This is a genomic window from Bacteroides sp. D2, assembly GCF_025147085.1.
Taxonomy (GTDB): Bacteria; Bacteroidota; Bacteroidia; order Bacteroidales; family Bacteroidaceae; genus Bacteroides.
Genome location: NZ_CP102261.1, coordinates 1 through 15,730, shown reverse-complemented (window position 1 = coordinate 15,730; position 15,730 = coordinate 1). Strand labels below are relative to the sequence as shown.

The 15,730-nt window shown below is 41.9% G+C and carries 12 protein-coding genes; 5 read left to right on the top strand and 7 right to left on the bottom strand.

The window, feature by feature from the left end; translation table 11 throughout:
* Positions 1-18: 18 nt before the first annotated feature.
* Positions 19-240, bottom strand: coding sequence for a hypothetical protein (locus tag NQ505_RS00060; RefSeq protein ID WP_004306615.1), 222 nt, complete (start codon positions 238-240; stop codon positions 19-21).
* Between the two features lie 159 nt (positions 241-399).
* Complete coding sequence (locus NQ505_RS00055) at positions 400-2,073, bottom strand: long-chain fatty acid--CoA ligase (RefSeq protein ID WP_004306616.1); 1,674 nt, start codon at positions 2,071-2,073, stop codon at positions 400-402.
* Between the two features lie 110 nt (positions 2,074-2,183).
* On the opposite strand from NQ505_RS00055, the gene mtaB reads away from it, so the two are divergent.
* From mtaB to NQ505_RS00035, 4 genes are read left to right on the top strand one after another with little or no spacing between them, the layout of a single operon-like run.
* Complete coding sequence (gene mtaB / locus NQ505_RS00050; RefSeq protein ID WP_004306617.1) at positions 2,184-3,503, top strand: tRNA (N(6)-L-threonylcarbamoyladenosine(37)-C(2))-methylthiotransferase MtaB; 1,320 nt, start codon at positions 2,184-2,186, stop codon at positions 3,501-3,503.
* Positions 3,504-3,505: 2 nt separating this feature from the next.
* Complete coding sequence (locus NQ505_RS00045) at positions 3,506-4,429, top strand: lysophospholipid acyltransferase family protein (protein WP_004306618.1); 924 nt, start codon at positions 3,506-3,508, stop codon at positions 4,427-4,429.
* A 2-nt stretch (positions 4,430-4,431) separates the two neighbouring features.
* Positions 4,432-5,460, top strand: a complete 1,029-nt coding sequence (locus tag NQ505_RS00040; RefSeq protein ID WP_004299340.1) for a glycosyltransferase family 2 protein — start codon at positions 4,432-4,434, stop codon at positions 5,458-5,460.
* A gap of 3 nt (positions 5,461-5,463) precedes the next feature.
* Entirely contained in the window at positions 5,464-5,988 is a 525-nt protein-coding gene (locus NQ505_RS00035; RefSeq protein ID WP_004299341.1) for a methylglyoxal synthase, read from the top strand.
* A 130-nt stretch (positions 5,989-6,118) separates the two neighbouring features.
* Here the strand turns inward: NQ505_RS00035 and folB are convergent, their stop codons facing one another.
* The 4 genes from folB to NQ505_RS00015 all read right to left on the bottom strand — a co-directional run bounded on the left by folB (position 6,119) and on the right by NQ505_RS00015 (position 13,185).
* Complete coding sequence (gene folB / locus NQ505_RS00030) at positions 6,119-6,490, bottom strand: dihydroneopterin aldolase (protein WP_004299342.1); 372 nt, start codon at positions 6,488-6,490, stop codon at positions 6,119-6,121.
* Complete coding sequence (locus NQ505_RS00025; RefSeq protein ID WP_008998905.1) at positions 6,474-7,526, bottom strand: acyltransferase family protein; 1,053 nt, start codon at positions 7,524-7,526, stop codon at positions 6,474-6,476. Before NQ505_RS00025 ends, folB begins: the two co-directional genes overlap by 17 nt.
* Before the next feature lie 302 nt (positions 7,527-7,828).
* Positions 7,829-10,510, bottom strand: a complete 2,682-nt coding sequence (locus tag NQ505_RS00020; protein ID WP_004299344.1) for a 4-alpha-glucanotransferase — start codon at positions 10,508-10,510, stop codon at positions 7,829-7,831.
* A 131-nt stretch (positions 10,511-10,641) separates the two neighbouring features.
* Positions 10,642-13,185 carry an adenosylcobalamin-dependent ribonucleoside-diphosphate reductase gene (locus tag NQ505_RS00015; protein ID WP_004299345.1) on the bottom strand — a complete coding sequence of 848 codons (2,544 nt, stop codon included), beginning with the start codon at positions 13,183-13,185 and terminating at the stop codon, positions 10,642-10,644.
* Positions 13,186-13,469: 284 nt separating this feature from the next.
* On the opposite strand from NQ505_RS00015, the gene NQ505_RS00010 reads away from it, so the two are divergent.
* Positions 13,470-14,213, top strand: a complete 744-nt coding sequence (locus tag NQ505_RS00010) for an NADPH-dependent oxidoreductase (protein ID WP_008998904.1) — start codon at positions 13,470-13,472, stop codon at positions 14,211-14,213.
* Between the two features lie 104 nt (positions 14,214-14,317).
* On the opposite strand, the gene dnaA is transcribed toward NQ505_RS00010, so the two are convergent.
* Complete coding sequence (gene dnaA / locus NQ505_RS00005) at positions 14,318-15,730, bottom strand: chromosomal replication initiator protein DnaA (protein ID WP_008998903.1); 1,413 nt, start codon at positions 15,728-15,730, stop codon at positions 14,318-14,320.

The following is a 15,730-nucleotide window of genomic DNA, read 5'->3' as shown; positions in this document are numbered from 1 at the left end:
CTCTAAGCTGTTTCTGAATTATTCAGCTACAGTTTCAGTTGCAGTGCTATCAGCATTCAAAGAATCTGCTGCTGCGGCTGCTGCTTGTTCAGCTTCAAGAGCTGCTGCTTCTACTGCTGCGATTGAGTCAGCGATACGGATAGAATCTGCAGTTGCTTTTGCTGCGTCAGCTGCTTTGTTACCACATGATGCGAATGATACTGCTACGATAGCTACGGCCATCAAAACTAATTTTTTCATTTTCTTTGCTTTTTAAAAACGTAATACAATCAATTGCTTTATTAAAACGCTGCAAAGTTATGTACTTTTTCAATATGTTGTTCTCGAAATACCAACTTTTTTTATAATTTTTTTTGTAACTAGCTACTTTTCTCCCTTTTTCGTATGTTTTAGAACATGCTAATCGACAGCAATACTGTTATATAGGTATCTTTTTATGCTTCTTTTGGGAGTTTTTTCAAATTCCGTAGGATAAAGTTGGATTCTGCTGATTTTTTCATAAGCGGCTACATTGCTGTTCAGATTCTTAAGATTTTCATCCATGATTGTTTTCAGGTTATTCGGATTGTTTAATCCGAGAGAATCCAACGCTTCATAATCGGCATAAACGAGTGCTACTAATTTTTTGTTGCGTTCGATAACGAGACTTTCAAGAATGAAAGGCAGGTTATTCAGTTTTGTTTCCAACTCTTCGGGGAAGATGTTCTGTCCGCTTGAACTTAAGATCATGGTCTTGAGGCGTCCCCGGATGAAAATATTTCCGTTGCTGTCCATGGAACCGAGATCACCGGTGCGTAGCCAGCCGTCCTGCGTGAATACTTCCTGCGTTGCTTCCTGATTCTTGTAATAGCCCACCATCACATTCTCTCCCCGAACCTGGATTTCTCCGGTTTCTGCTTCAGGGTTTTCTTTATAGATACGTGCTTCCATTATATCCAGAATCTTTCCGGAAGAGCCTAGTACAAATTCATCCCAAGGGGCATAGCTGATTAGTGGCCCACATTCCGTCATACCGTAACCTATAGTAAAAGGGAATTTAATTTTGTAGAAGAATTCTTCTACTTCCTTGTCCATAGCGGCACCGCCGATAATGATTTCCTTAAACCGGCCTCCCAGTGCATCAATTAGTCTTTTGCGTATCTGGTTGTAGATTTGGGTGTCGAGCAGAGGAATATTGAGTGCCCACTTCATTCCTTTTTTATTAATGAGCGGCTGGATAATATTCTTATATATCTTTTCGATTACTAGCGGGACAGTAATTATAAGGTTAGGTTTCACTTCTTCAAAAGCTTTCATTATAATCTTGGGAGAAGGTGTTTTTCCAAGCAAAGTGACGTGAGTGCCGACAGCGGTCGCTGTCAGAAAGTCAAATGCACAACCGTATGCGTGAGCGAGGGGAAGGAAAGACAGCACTTTATCCCCCTTTTTAAGGAGTTCGGTACGAATACCAAAAGTGACGTTACCGGCAAGATTGTTTCCTGTCAGCATTACACCTTTACTGAAACCAGTGGTTCCGGAAGTGTAGTTTAACAGCATCACTTTATCATTGGATAAAGTGGTATACTGAACATCTTCACGGGTAAATCCTTTCGGATACAAAGAATGCATCTCTTTATCGGTATTTTTCAGAAACTTCTGTATGGTTTCTCCGTCACGCTGATAAAGACACCGGAAATCGGTCAGTGAGAATACGCCTCGTAATCCGGCTAATTTTTCCTCTTCCAGATTGTCCCAAATGCTGTCGCTGGTGAACAGAAATACAGATTCGGAATGATTGACGATATGATGAACATCGTTGGGGGTAAAGTCTTGAAGGATGGGAACAATGATTGCTCCATACGTGATGGTTGCCATATAGGCGATGCACCAGTGAGCGTTGTTTTTGCCGATAACTGAAATCTTATCCCCTCTGCGGAGGCTACAATGTTTGAATAACAGATGTAAACGGGCGATTTTTTCAGCTACCTCCCCATAAGTATATTGGGTATCTTCTCCATAATCTGTGTAACAAGGTAGATCCCAATTTTCACGAAAACTATTTTCGTATAGTTTAATGAAATTCTCTTTAATCATTGCACGTTTTTTAGTGAATTGTGCAAAAATAGGAATAAACTTTCGTATCCAAAAGCGTTTTACTAATAATAATGTGTAACTTTGCAAAGTTAATGTGTTTATAACAGCTTATGATAGATACCACTGTATTTCAAAATAAGACAGCCGTTTATTATACTTTAGGCTGCAAATTAAATTTTTCAGAGACTTCAACTATTGGTAAAATTCTGCGTGAGGTAGGAGTTCGGACTGCGCGTAAAGGAGAGAAAGCTGATATCTGTGTGGTAAATACCTGTTCGGTGACGGAGATGGCGGATAAGAAATGCCGGCAAGCGATTCATCGTCTGGTAAAACAACACCCTGGTGCTTTTGTGATAGTGACCGGATGTTATGCGCAATTGAAGCCCGGTGATGTGGCAAAGATAGATGGAGTGGACGTAGTGTTGGGAGCGGAACAGAAAGGAGAATTGCTTCAATATCTGGGCGACCTCCAAAAGCATGAAAAAGGAGAAGCTATCACTACGACGACCAAAGATATCCGTTCATTCTCTCCCTCGTGTTCACGGGGAGACCGTACCCGTTTCTTTTTGAAGGTGCAGGATGGATGCGATTACTTTTGTTCTTATTGCACGATTCCTTTTGCCCGGGGACGAAGTCGTAACGGGACTATTGCTTCCATGGTTGAACAGGCCCGTCAAGCGGCTGCCGAGGGAGGAAAAGAAATTGTTCTGACCGGAGTGAATATCGGAGACTTTGGCAAAACAACAGGAGAGAGTTTCTTTGATTTAGTAAAAGCATTGGATCAGGTTGAAGGAATCGAACGTTATCGTATCTCTTCCATAGAACCCAATCTGTTGACTGATGCGATTATTGAGTTTGTGTCTCACTCCCGCAGTTTTATGCCTCATTTTCATATCCCTTTGCAATCCGGTTGTGATGAGGTTTTGCAGCTAATGCGCCGTCGTTATGACACTGCTCTTTTTGCTTCGAAAGTAAGGAAGATAAAAGAGGTGATGCCGGATGCTTTTATCGGAGTGGACGTGATTGTGGGAACCCGTGGAGAAACGCCCGAATACTTTGAACAGGCTTATCAGTTTATTGATGGACTGGATGTGACGCAGTTGCATGTGTTTAGCTATTCCGAACGTCCTGGAACGCAAGCCTTAAAAATAGAATATGTGGTTTCTCCGGAAGAGAAGCATCAGCGTAGTCAACGTCTGTTGACACTATCGGACCAAAAGACACAGGCTTTTTACGCGCGTCATATCGGGCAGGTAATGCCGGTGCTGATGGAAAAATCGAAGACAGGTGTTCCGATGCATGGATTTACGGAGAATTATATCCGTGTAGAGGTGGAAAATGATGATTCACTGGATAATCGGGTGGTTAACGTACGCCTGGGAGACTTTAATGAAGAGAGGACGGCACTTAAAAGTACAATTTTGATATAAGTATGAGATCCAAACTTATCTATTGGCTGGTATATAGTGGAATGTGGTTGTTTTCGGCACTTCCGTTCCGGGTTTTGTATATGCTCTCGGATCTTAATTGTCTGTTGATGTATCGTATTGGGAAATATCGCCGAAGAGTGGTTCGGGGAAACTTGCTTAGATCGTTCCCGGAAAAAACAGATGCGGAGAGATTGCAGATAGAGCGTAAATTTTATCGTTATCTGTCGGATTATATGCTTGAGGATTTGAAATTGTTGCATATGTCTGCCGAAGAGCTTTGTGCAAGAATGACTTATAAGAATACGGAGCAATATCTGGAACTAACTGAAAAGTATGGAGGTATTATAGTAATGATTCCTCATTACGCCAATTATGAGTGGTTAATAGGTATGGGATCAATCATGAAACCGGAAGATGTCCCTGTGCAAGTTTATAAACCATTGAGAGACAAATATCTGGACGAATTATTTAAACGTATTCGTTCTCGTTTCGGGGGATATAATATCCCGAAACATTCTACAGCACGTGAAATTATTAAGTTGAAACGTGATGGGAAAAAGATGGTAGTTGGGCTGATTACCGATCAATGGCCCAGTGGGTATGATAAATACTGGACTACTTTTTTGGGGCAGGAGACGGCTTTCCTGGATGGTGCGGAGCGTATTGCTAAAATGATGAACTTCCCTGTTTTTTATTGTGAGCTTAGTAAGAAGCGTAGAGGGTATTGTGAAGCGGAGTTCAAGTTAATGACGGAAACACCGAAAGAAACAAGAGAAGGAGAAATCACAGAAATGTTTGCCCATAGGTTGGAGCAAACGATTCGCAGGGAACCGGCATACTGGTTATGGTCTCATAAACGCTGGAAATTAACCAAAGAAGAGGCTGATCAGCTGGAACAGGAGGAATTGAATAAGAAGAAAGAATAGTGATGAAGGTTTCAGTTGTAATCTTGAATTGGAACGGGTGCGATATGCTTCGTACTTTTCTTCCGTCCGTCGTCCGCTATTCAGAGGGGGAGGGGGTTGAGGTCTGTGTAGCTGACAATGGCTCTACGGACACTTCTGTGAGTTTGCTTCAACAGGAATTTCCTTCTGTCAGAACGATTGTGCTCGACCAAAATTATGGCTTTGCCGATGGATATAATTGGGCATTGCAGCAGGTCGACGCAGAATATGTAGTTCTTTTGAATTCAGATGTCGAGGTGACGGAGCATTGGCTGGAACCAATGATTGCTTATTTGGATGCTCATCCGGAGGTGGCTGCTTGTCAGCCGAAGATACGAAGTCAACGACAAAAAGAATATTTTGAATATGCCGGAGCGGCTGGTGGCTTTATTGATAAATATGGTTATCCTTTTTGCAGGGGGCGTATAATGGGAGTTGTGGAGAAGGATGAAGGCCAATATGATACGGTGATTCCTGTTTTTTGGGCAACGGGGGCAGCGTTGTTTATCCGGCACACTGATTATGTGAATGTAGGAGGATTGGATGGACGTTTTTTTGCTCACATGGAAGAAATAGATTTGTGCTGGCGACTTCGTTCGCGGAATCGTGAGATTGTCTGTGTACCTCAAAGTATTGTCTATCATGTAGGAGGAGCTACTCTTAAAAAAGAGAATCCTCATAAGACTTTTCTTAATTTCCGTAATAATCTTGTCATGCTCTATAAGAATCTTCCACAGGAGGAGTTAAATAAAGTGATGCGTATCCGGACTTGTCTCGATTATCTGGCGGCGTTCAATTTCTTGTTGCAAGGGCACTGGGATAATGCTAGTGCTGTGATGCGTGCGCGTAAAGAGTATAAACGATTATGTCCGTCGTTTTCTTTATCCCGTGAAGAGAATATGAGAAAAAAAACTTTGAATCCGATACCTGAACGGACAAAAAGTAGTATCTTGTGGCAGTTTTATGCGAGGGGATGCAAACGATTCTCTCAATTGTCGGATTTAAAAGGATAGCAAATGAAATCAAAGGTTAGAAGAGGCATCGGGCTGGTAGCGCATGATGCAATGAAAAAAGACCTCATCGAATGGGTACTGTGGAACTCGGAACTGTTGATGGGTAATAAATTCTATTGTACAGGTACTACGGGTACTTTGATATTGGAAGCATTGAAGGAGAAACATCCTGATGAAGAGTGGGATTTTACGATTTTAAAATCAGGTCCGTTAGGTGGTGACCAACAGATGGGATCACGTATTGTGGATGGGCAGATTGATTATCTCTTTTTCTTCACGGACCCCATGACATTGCAACCGCATGATACGGATGTAAAAGCATTAACCCGTTTGGCCGGTGTAGAAAATATTGTTTTCTGTTGTAACCGTTCTACGGCGGATCATATTATTTCCAGTCCGTTATTTATGGATCCTGATTACGAACGCATTCATCCGGACTATTCCAGCTATACAAAACGTTTCCAGGATAAACCCGTGGTGACGGAGGCTGTAGAATCGGTAAATAGAAGAAAAAAGAAGAGAAAATAAGCGGTAGTTTACGGCTGTGAAAATAGAAGCAGATCTTGCTTAAAAAGGAATGCAGATGATACGGATTACTTTATTAATATCGTATTATCTGCATTTCGTCATTTATGTTTCATTTCCAGCTGTGATTATCTTATTTCCTGCTGCAGTGTAGCTCAATTCCTGCAGACTCTATATCTGCTCCCATCGGTGGGTTTCGTTTGGAAAGCCGGAGTTCGATTTCTTCAATACAGGGGAATTGGTCAAAGAGTTTTTGTATAATCCGTCCGCTAACGTGTTCCAGCAATTTTGAGGGAACAGCCATTTCATTTTCTATCACCTGATGTACTTCAGCATAGTTGACGGTGTCGGTAACTTCATCTGTCCGGGCAGCTTTGCTGATATCTACTTTCAGTTTCAGGTCAATGAGATATTCATTCCCAATCAGATTTTCTTGCGGTGCAACTCCATGATAGGCGTAACAACGAATTTCTTTCAAAAGGATATAGCTACTGTTTATCTTCATATACTGTCTTTTTAGTGTGATCTTGTTTGACTTTTAACAGGTCTTTCTGTGCAACCATTTGTGGAATCACTTTAAGAAAGACGGGTGTGAGCAGAAGGCAGATGCTTAATGTTATAAGCAGAAGTGCGCTTGCCTGTGCCCAACTATTGTGAATATAACGGCTGACTAATGGACCTAAAAAATGAAGTATCGGTCCATGAATACTCAAGGTGATGATTGAATATCGTCCCAAGTAAGAAACAACCTTTATCTTCTTCACTTTTTTGCAAAGTAACATAATCATAAATATTCCTGCAAACGCAGCGATATATACTTGAAAAATATTTCCCGTATAATTGTTAGTACGCATACCCAATGTGGTAGCGGTAAAGTACATTACCACCAGTGCCAATACAACAAAAACCGGTATCAGTTTGTCGAAACGATGGCTGGGATATAGAAAGAAATTATACCGTCGGATCCAGAAACCGGCTACATAGAAGGGGAGGGCAGTCATGGAAACATCTATATACAGGGGTAATTCTATCTGTAATTTTCCGAGATAAAATCCTGCGCAACCAATCAGGATTGTCACAGCGAACATGACAAGCAGATGCTTTTCGCGCAGAAAGTGAATTAGATAAAACAGGATGTTGCAATTGAATAATGCGAGTAGAAACCAGATCGGTGGATTGAACTTGATAAGGTCGTGTCCATGAAATACAACCAAGAGTTCATTCCACGACACAGGCAGTTGAAATACCCTCGGAGCAATCTTCCAAACAATGTATTTCATTAGAAATGCACTTAGATAGAAGAAAAGAAAAGGAATAATCAATTTGTTTATTTTTCGTAGGATGAATCCGAACAGGCCTTCGTATGATTTGAAAAACACTCCCGAGATAAAGAAGTAAAGCGGCATGCGGAAACAGGATAACATCGAATTCGTATCCAGTTGTTCGAAGGCCCCTCCAACGTGTGCCATTACCACAAGGATAATGCAGACTCCTTTGGTTAAGTCCACAAAATCAATACGTCTGCTCTGGTTGCCTTCCATTATCTCTTTTAATTTCTCTTTTTCGGCGCAAAGATACTTTATAAATCGGAATAAAAAGAGGAACATTGAAAAAATAAACGAATGATGCGAAAAGCGAAAAAGTATGATATATAGTAATGATATTATTGCGAAAAAAATGGTTGACTATGTTTTGAAACTCCTTATTTTACCTCTGTTATCAATATATCCTTGAAAAACGAATGACGCGGATCACATAGATTTTTAGCGTTCTTAATCTAGTGTTATCCGCGTCGGTAGTGTCCGGAAAATATCCTTTTAGAAAGTTACTTGTATCTTTTATTCTATTTATTCGGATCTCTTCCTGTGTATTTAATCAATTCGCTAATCTTATCATTAAGTGTTTTTGCTTTCATCAACTGCTCCAGAGTGAGATGCATCCGGTATCTCCAGTAGTTTCGTGGATTGGATGGAACATTAATTCGCTCTTCCGCCACATTCGGATTTCTCCATTTCCCGTCTATCGATAACCAATCCTGGAAAGACAAGATACAGAGAATGGAATTACTGTTGAGATGGTTGCGTACGATTTCCTCGCACAACTCCGGGGTGGCAGTTGTCGGTGCAACTCCATAATGTCCTAACGTTGCATTATAGTAACGTTGGGTCTGTTGATAATCTTCTTCCCACCAGCCACGCAACGTAGACATATCGTGAGTGGAGATTGTGCAGACAGACCGGTACGGATACTCATTTAAATGCCCGAATTCATGCATCGGATTCTTAGGCATCCGCTGAATTTCCAGACTAAGAATCCGGAGCTCATTCATCACCGACGACACACAAGCAGGAATCATCCCCAAATCTTCTCCACAAACCAACATGCGGGTTGATTGTGTCAGTTGAGGTAACTTCTTCATAGCCTGTTGATACCAGAACTCGTTGTGCCGATGGTAATAATACTGGTCGTATAGTCTGTTAAACGCATTTTTCTCTTCTTCGTTCAGCGACCGGAATACGAAATCTCGTTGCACACCGATACGCGGGTGGTATTTACCTTCCTCTTTCTTATCCGCAACAAATAAGACGTTACTGATTAATGAATAAAGCCCTTCCCGAATCCAGATACTATCTTCATCATTTCTACCAGCAAAGAATTGTTCTACCTCCCGTTGTGTTTCGAATCCCGGTTTCATCCGATAAAGTCCGGAGTCATCAATCAATTGAAGAAAGTCCTGTTTGACTAAATGGGTATGCGGTCCGAACAACTGTCCGAGGAAAGATTCATGGATGAATGGTAGCAGATATTCATCCCGGAACGTTAGACCATAACTTTCGATTTCTTCCCGGCTCATCGGTAAAGAAGGATCAAACTGACCTAACAATCCGTGTACAGCGTGCATTGGTATTTCCCAAATACGGAAGAACCCGAGGATATGATCGATCCGGTAAGCATCGAAGTATTCTGCCATTTTCTGAAAACGCTTCATCCACCAGCGGTATCCGTCTTTTTCCATGACATCCCAGTTGTATGTGGGGAATCCCCAGTTTTGCCCGTTGATCGAGAAATCATCGGGCGGAGCACCCGCTTGTCCGTTTAGATTGAAGTAATGAGGTTCTGTCCAGGCTTCCACGCTGTTGCGGCTGATACCAATCGGAATATCCCCCTTTAATACAACACCGTGTTGGCGGGCATATTCGGTTGCAGACAACAGCTGTAGATGCAGATGATACTGGATATAATAATACAACGAGATGTGCGGATAATCTGCCGTTCCCGGTTGGCACATTTTTTCTATATCTTCCGCTTGGTAAACAGAGTGTCGCGGCCATTTGCGGAAATTGGGCGTTTTGTAGGCATCGCGCAGATAACTAAAGACTGCATAAGGTTGCAGCCATTCCTTGTTCGTTTCAAAGAAATCTTTGAAACCTTTGGAAGCCAATACCTTTTCTCCTTCCTGTCGGAACAGTAAGTTGAAAAACTCCCATTTTGTTTGGTTGACCGCTTCGTAGTCAATAGCAGGGAGGCTGTTCAGTTCCTTTTGCTTCTTGCTGAATTTTGATGCCGCTTCTTTATCTTTCAGAGTTCCCATTTGCCTGATATCCGCATACATCGGATGGAAAGCATAAATAGAAATGCTGTTATAAGGATAAGAGTCCGTCCATGCATGAGTCATGGTGGTGTCGTTGACCGGTAAAATCTGAATAACTTTCTGGCGAGTATTTACTGCCCAGTCTACCATACGTTTCAAGTCGCCGAAATCACCTACTCCGAAACTTTTCTCTGATTTTAAAGAAAATACGGGTATAGCGATTCCTGCCCCTTTCCATGCGGGAATGTCGAAATAAGCATATCGGTCGGAAATCACGAGCGTTTCGTTGGTCTTCAGTTCCGGGTCTGCCAGATAGCGGTTAGGGTTTTTCTCCCAGCAGTCTGCTTTCTTTTCCTGTTTGTTGTAGAGGATGAATTTATATTCCAGCGGATATTTAAGTTTGCTGGCGTCCAGCTCTATCTGCCATTCCGGGAAATTGGTATCACTCATCAATACCGCTTTCTCCGGGTCCCAGTGACCTAATGATTTCTGGTTGCCACAAATTGCCAGGCAATAATCTTTGTTGATACGTGGGGCGTAGGCCTTGATAACCAGTCCCTTCTTATATCTTTGCGGGATATTCTCTTTTTCAGGATGTGCCAGTAAGGCTTCTGTAAAAGCAGAACTATAAAGATACAGTTGTTCCGGAATATTTTTCCAGCAATCATTGATTCTGTATATCTTCCTGGAACTGCCTGATAAGAAAATAGATCTCGAAAAACTGTCCCATTCCTTGCGGATAACTATTCCGTTTTGCTCTATCTGATAGCTATAATTGATGGTCATCCCTTCTTGAGGGACTTCAAGCTCAAGTTCTGCCGTCCAATAGATACCATCGGTGGTGTGTAAAGGAATTGATTCCGGAAATAAGCCGGAAATCCTTACTTCTTCTCCCCAATTGGTGCGGTATTCAATATTAAATGATAGAATCATATATATTAGATTTTGATTGTATATGTAAGACACTGCAAGTATAAGACATTTTTTTGAATAAAAAATAAAAGGAGCCGCACCGGACTCCTTTTAATCTTTTGTTTATATATTAATTAACATACGTAGGACTATTATCCACATCTGGAAGCGCCGCAAGTAGTACAAATCAGACAGCCTTCCTGATAAACCAATGTCTCGTTGCCACAGTTCGGGCACTTCTTACCTTTGGCTTCCGTTCCATCCTGAATATACTTCTTCAATGCACGTTCTACACCGTTTTTCCAAGTGTTGATACTTTCACTGTTCAATTGCAGAGAGCCAACCAGTTTGATAACCTGTTCAATCGGCATCCGGTAGCGAAGCACGCCGGAAATCAATTTTGCATAGTTCCAGTATTCCTTGTTGAACTTCTCTGACAATCCTTCAATGGTCGTCTTATATCCGCGTTTGTTCTCGAATTGGAAGTCGTAACGTTTGGTACCGTCTTCATCCACATTTTTGATGATACGTCCGCAAGTTACGCTCTTAGGCAGCAAGATACCTTCGTCGTCGTCTTGCAAACCAGTGAATATTTCATAGGGGTGTCCGTCCAATAATCCGACAAAAGCTACCCATTTTTCCTTGTTGTTCTGGAAACGGACAACGTCTGCTTCCAATATTCTCGGACGTACCTCTACAACTGTAGGCGGTTTGCAAGGAGGAAGTCCTTCTTTCTTGTCTTTATCCGATTTCGTAGAGATCAGCACTCCGGAGCGTGAACCGTCACGATATACGGTACAACCTTTACAGCCGGATTTCCATGCTTCTACATACAGGCGGTTTACTAAATCCTCGTCCACATCGTTCGGCAGATTGATGGTTACGCTGATAGAGTGGTCTACCCATTTCTGGATTCTTCCCTGCATCTTCACCTTCATCAACCAGTCGACATCGTTAGAAGTCGCTTTGTAATAAGGAGATTTGGCAACCAGTTCGTCAATCTCTTCCTGGGTGTAACGTCTGGCCGGATCGTATCCGTTAGCTTCCATCCAGGTAACAAATTTATGATGGAATACGATGTATTCTTCGAATGCGTCCCCTGTTTCGTCTACAAAGTCTACATGCACATTCGTATCGTTCGGGTTCACCTTTCTTCTACGTTTGTAAACAGGCAGGAATACAGGCTCGATACCCGAAGTGGTCTGCGTCATCAAACTGGTCGTTCCGGTTGGAGCAATCGTCAGGCAGGCAATGTTACGGCGACCATATTTCTTCATGTCCTCATATAGTTTCGGATCAGCTGCTGCCAGGCGTTGGATGAACGGATTGTTCTGTTCACGTTCGCTATTGTATATTTCGAAGGCACCGCGTTCTTTGGCCATTTCCACTGAAGAACGATAGGCACCGAGAGCTACTGTCTTGTGTACTTTTTCAGAGAATTCCGTTGCTTCTTCCGTTCCGTAACGCAATCCTAATGCAGCAAGCATATCACCTTCTGCAGTGATCCCTACGCCGGTACGACGACCTTGTCCGCTCTTCTTATAGATTTTCTCCCAAAGTGCACGTTCCGCATGTTTCACTTCTTCGTTTTCCGGATCTTCGTCAATCTTGGTCATGATACGTTCGATCTTCTCTAGTTCGAGGTCGATAATATCGTCCATGATCCGTTGAGCGAGAGCCACGTGTTTTTGGAACAGGTCGAAATCAAAATAAGCATCCGGTTTGAACGGATTTACCACATAAGAATATAGATTGATAGCCAATAAGCGGCAAGAATCGTAAGGACATAGAGGGATTTCTCCGCATGGGTTGGTAGATACCGTTCTGTAACCCAGGTCTGCATAACAATCAGGCACAGATTCACGGATAATCGTATCCCAGAACAAAACGCCCGGTTCTGCCGATTTCCATGCATTGTGAACGATTTTCTTCCACAAGGTAGAAGCGTCGATTTCCTTGGTGAATGTAGGTTGGGCAGAGTCGATAGGATATTGCTGTACATACGGCTTTTCGTCTACGGCAGCCTGCATGAAAGCGTCGTCCAACTTGACAGAAACGTTTGCTCCGGTCACTTTGCCTTCGGTCATCTTGGCATCAATGAATGCTTCCGAATCCGGATGCTTGATAGACACGCTCAACATCAATGCACCGCGACGTCCGTCTTGAGCTACTTCACGAGTGGAATTCGAATATCGTTCCATGAACGGAACAAGACCGGTAGAAGTCAACGCCGAGTTTTTAACGGGAGAACCTTTCGGACGGATGTGTGATAAGTCATGACCTACACCACCGCGTCTTTTCATTAGTTGTACCTGTTCTTCGTCGATTTTGATGATAGCGCCATAAGAGTCGGCTGCACCGTCCACTCCGATAACGAAGCAGTTGGATAGTGAAGCAACCTGGTAGTCGTTACCGATTCCTGTCATCGGGCTACCTTGGGGGACGATGTACTTGAAGTGATCCAGTAAATCATACAGTTCTTTTGCTGTCAACGCATTCGGATACTTCGATTCTACGCGTGCCACTTCATTTGCAATTCTCCAATGCATGTCTTCCGGGGATTTTTCATAGATATTACCGAAAGAATCCTTTACTGCGTATTTGTTTACCCAAACCCTTGCAGCAAGCTCGTCGCCTTGAAAATATCGTAAAGATTCTTCATAGGCTTCGTCGTAAGAATAAATCTGTTTTTCCACGATTCAATTTGTGTTAAATCTCGTTTTTAATAAGTAATATGTAGAAGTTTACTTATCGTTAACAAATGTAGGCGCAAAGCTAAGAATGTTTTTTCATCTATCAAAATAAAAATGAATTAATTTATTAACAGGTTGCAAGTTTTCCATTTGTTTATGCTAAGTATTTGATAAACAGATAAAATTGAAATTTGTTCAAAGGTTAAAGTTATCCAAAAAGAAAACTATTCTATTCTGCTAGTGTGGTGGAATATTTTTTTCTTTTTATATCTTTGCAAAAAAAAGATATGTTTGAAACCGTAAAAAACAGAAGAACTATCCGGAAATATCTGCCTAAAGATATAAATCCGATTTTGTTAAATGATTTGCTTGAAACCTCTTTCCGTGCTTCTACGATGGGTGGGATGCAACTTTATAGTGTGATTGTGACCCGTGATGCGGAAATGAAAGAGAAACTTTCGCCTGCTCATTTCAATCAGCCGATGGTAAAAAATGCTCCGGTCGTATTGACTTTTTGTGCTGATTTCCGTCGTTTCAGCAAATGGTGTGAACAGCGGAAAGCTGTGCCGGGCTATGATAATTTAATGTCTTTTATGAATGCGTCTATGGATACTTTGCTCGTTGCGCAGACTTTCTGTACACTGGCGGAAGAAGTAGGACTCGGCATTTGTTATCTGGGGACTACCACTTATAATCCTCAAATGATTATCGATACTCTCCAACTGCCTGAATTGGTATTCCCTCTCACAACAATAACGGTAGGCTATCCGGATGGTATTCCCGCCCAAGTCGACCGTCTACCTTTGGAAGCTGCTGTGCATGACGAAAAATATCACGACTATACACAGGAAGAGATAGATAAACTCTATGCCTACAAAGAATCGTTGCCGGAAAATAAGCAGTTCATCGAGGAAAATAAAAAAGAAACATTGGCTCAGGTTTTCACGGATGTGCGTTATACAAAGAAAGATAACGAATTTATGTCTGAAAACCTGTTGAAAGTACTCCGCCAACAAGGGTTTTTAAAATAAGTATTAGGTATAAAGTATTAAGTATTGCCGTACTGATGTGAAACTGCATTATAAATGCGTGTTTGCATGGACAATACTTAATACTTTATACCTAATACTTGATTCTAGTTTCTCTTCTTCAGTAACGACTCTATTTCCTGTACTTCTGCATTAAAGCTCTTGTCTACCTCCAATTGTCCTTTTACGGTTTTGCAGGCGTGAAGTACGGTTGCATGGTCTTTGTTACCAATGAACTTACCTATCTTAGAAGTTGAAAAGTCTGTGTGGTTTTTAGCCAGATACATGGCGATCTGTCGTGCTTGAACGACTTCTCTTTTTCTGGATTTTGTATGTATGGCAGACGGCTCCAGGTCGAAATGTTTGCATACCACTTTGAGAATATCATCAATAGTGACAGCTTTCGTTTCATTGTGAACCACGCCATGTACAATGTGTTGTGCCAAATCCAAGTCTATTTCCTTGTTGAAAATAGTAGAACGGGCCATGATGGCGATGACGATACCTTCCAGATCACGTACACTTTCATTCACATTTTCAGCAATATAGTCGATCACTTCTGCCGGGAATTGTAACCCGTCGCGGTGTATCTTGTTGCGTAGAATGTTTTTGCGAAGTTCTACGGTCGGTTTTTCCAGCTCGGCTACCATACCCCATTTGAAACGGGTCAGGAGGCGCTCTTCGATACCCTGCAATAATACAGGAGCACGGTCCGAAGTCAATATGAGCTGTTTACCATTCTGGTGTAAATGATTGAAGATATGGAAGAAGTTGTTTTGAGTCTTGGTGACACCGGCAAACTCCTGAATATCATCAATGATTAATACATCAATCGTCTGATAAAAATTAATAAAGTCGTTGGTCGTGTTATTACGTACAGAATCCGTATATTGTACCTGGAACAAATGTGCCGAAACGTACAATACTCTTTTTTCTGGATAAATTTCTTTGATTTTCGTGCCTATTGCGTTTGCCAGGTGTGTCTTTCCCACTCCGGATGCTCCATAAAGGAATAACGGGTTGAAAGCGGTCCCTCCCGGTTTTTGCGCTACAGCTTCTGCTACACTTCTTGAAAGTTTATTGCTGTATCCTTCAATGAAGTTCTCAAAATTATAATTGGGATTCAAATGCGGGTCCAGATCTTGAACGGCAGGAGCCTGTAAGAAGCTGGGAGCTTTGTTGCCTCCGATTATACTTTTAGGGGTAACAGCTGTAGAACGATTGCTTGCTTCGAGATTCACGGTTTGATTCGGAATCGAAGTCTTGTCCACCATGACGTTGTACATCAACTTGGTGCCTTCGCCAATGACCTTATATAATGTCTTGCGTATTAGATCTACGAATCTCTCTTCCAGGATTTCATAGAAAAACTGGCTCGGGATCTGTAAGATCAAAGTTTTGTCCTCATATTTCAACGGGACAATAGGGGCAAACCAAGTATTATATGTCGTCTCAGGAACATTGTCTTTAATTACGTCGAGACAGCGGTTCCAAAGTACGACATGATTTGATTCAATCAT

Bases quoted from the DNA above. Each gene is read 5' to 3' on its own strand.
- NQ505_RS00025 (WP_008998905.1), bottom strand. From the start codon at position 7,526: ATGGAAGGCAACCAGAGCAGACGTATTGATTTTGTGGACTTAACCAAA.
- NQ505_RS00055 (WP_004306616.1), bottom strand. From the start codon at position 2,073: ATGATTAAAGAGAATTTCATTAAACTATACGAAAATAGTTTTCGTGAA.
- mtaB (WP_004306617.1), top strand. From the start codon at position 2,184: ATGATAGATACCACTGTATTTCAAAATAAGACAGCCGTTTATTATACT.
- folB (WP_004299342.1), bottom strand. From the start codon at position 6,490: ATGAAGATAAACAGTAGCTATATCCTTTTGAAAGAAATTCGTTGTTAC.
- NQ505_RS00040 (WP_004299340.1), top strand. From the start codon at position 4,432: ATGAAGGTTTCAGTTGTAATCTTGAATTGGAACGGGTGCGATATGCTT.
- NQ505_RS00020 (WP_004299344.1), bottom strand. From the start codon at position 10,510: ATGATTCTATCATTTAATATTGAATACCGCACCAATTGGGGAGAAGAA.
- NQ505_RS00045 (WP_004306618.1), top strand. From the start codon at position 3,506: ATGAGATCCAAACTTATCTATTGGCTGGTATATAGTGGAATGTGGTTG.
- NQ505_RS00060 (WP_004306615.1), bottom strand. From the start codon at position 240: ATGAAAAAATTAGTTTTGATGGCCGTAGCTATCGTAGCAGTATCATTC.
- NQ505_RS00010 (WP_008998904.1), top strand. From the start codon at position 13,470: ATGTTTGAAACCGTAAAAAACAGAAGAACTATCCGGAAATATCTGCCT.
- NQ505_RS00035 (WP_004299341.1), top strand. From the start codon at position 5,464: ATGAAATCAAAGGTTAGAAGAGGCATCGGGCTGGTAGCGCATGATGCA.
- dnaA (WP_008998903.1), bottom strand. From the start codon at position 15,730: ATGATTGAATCAAATCATGTCGTACTTTGGAACCGCTGTCTCGACGTA.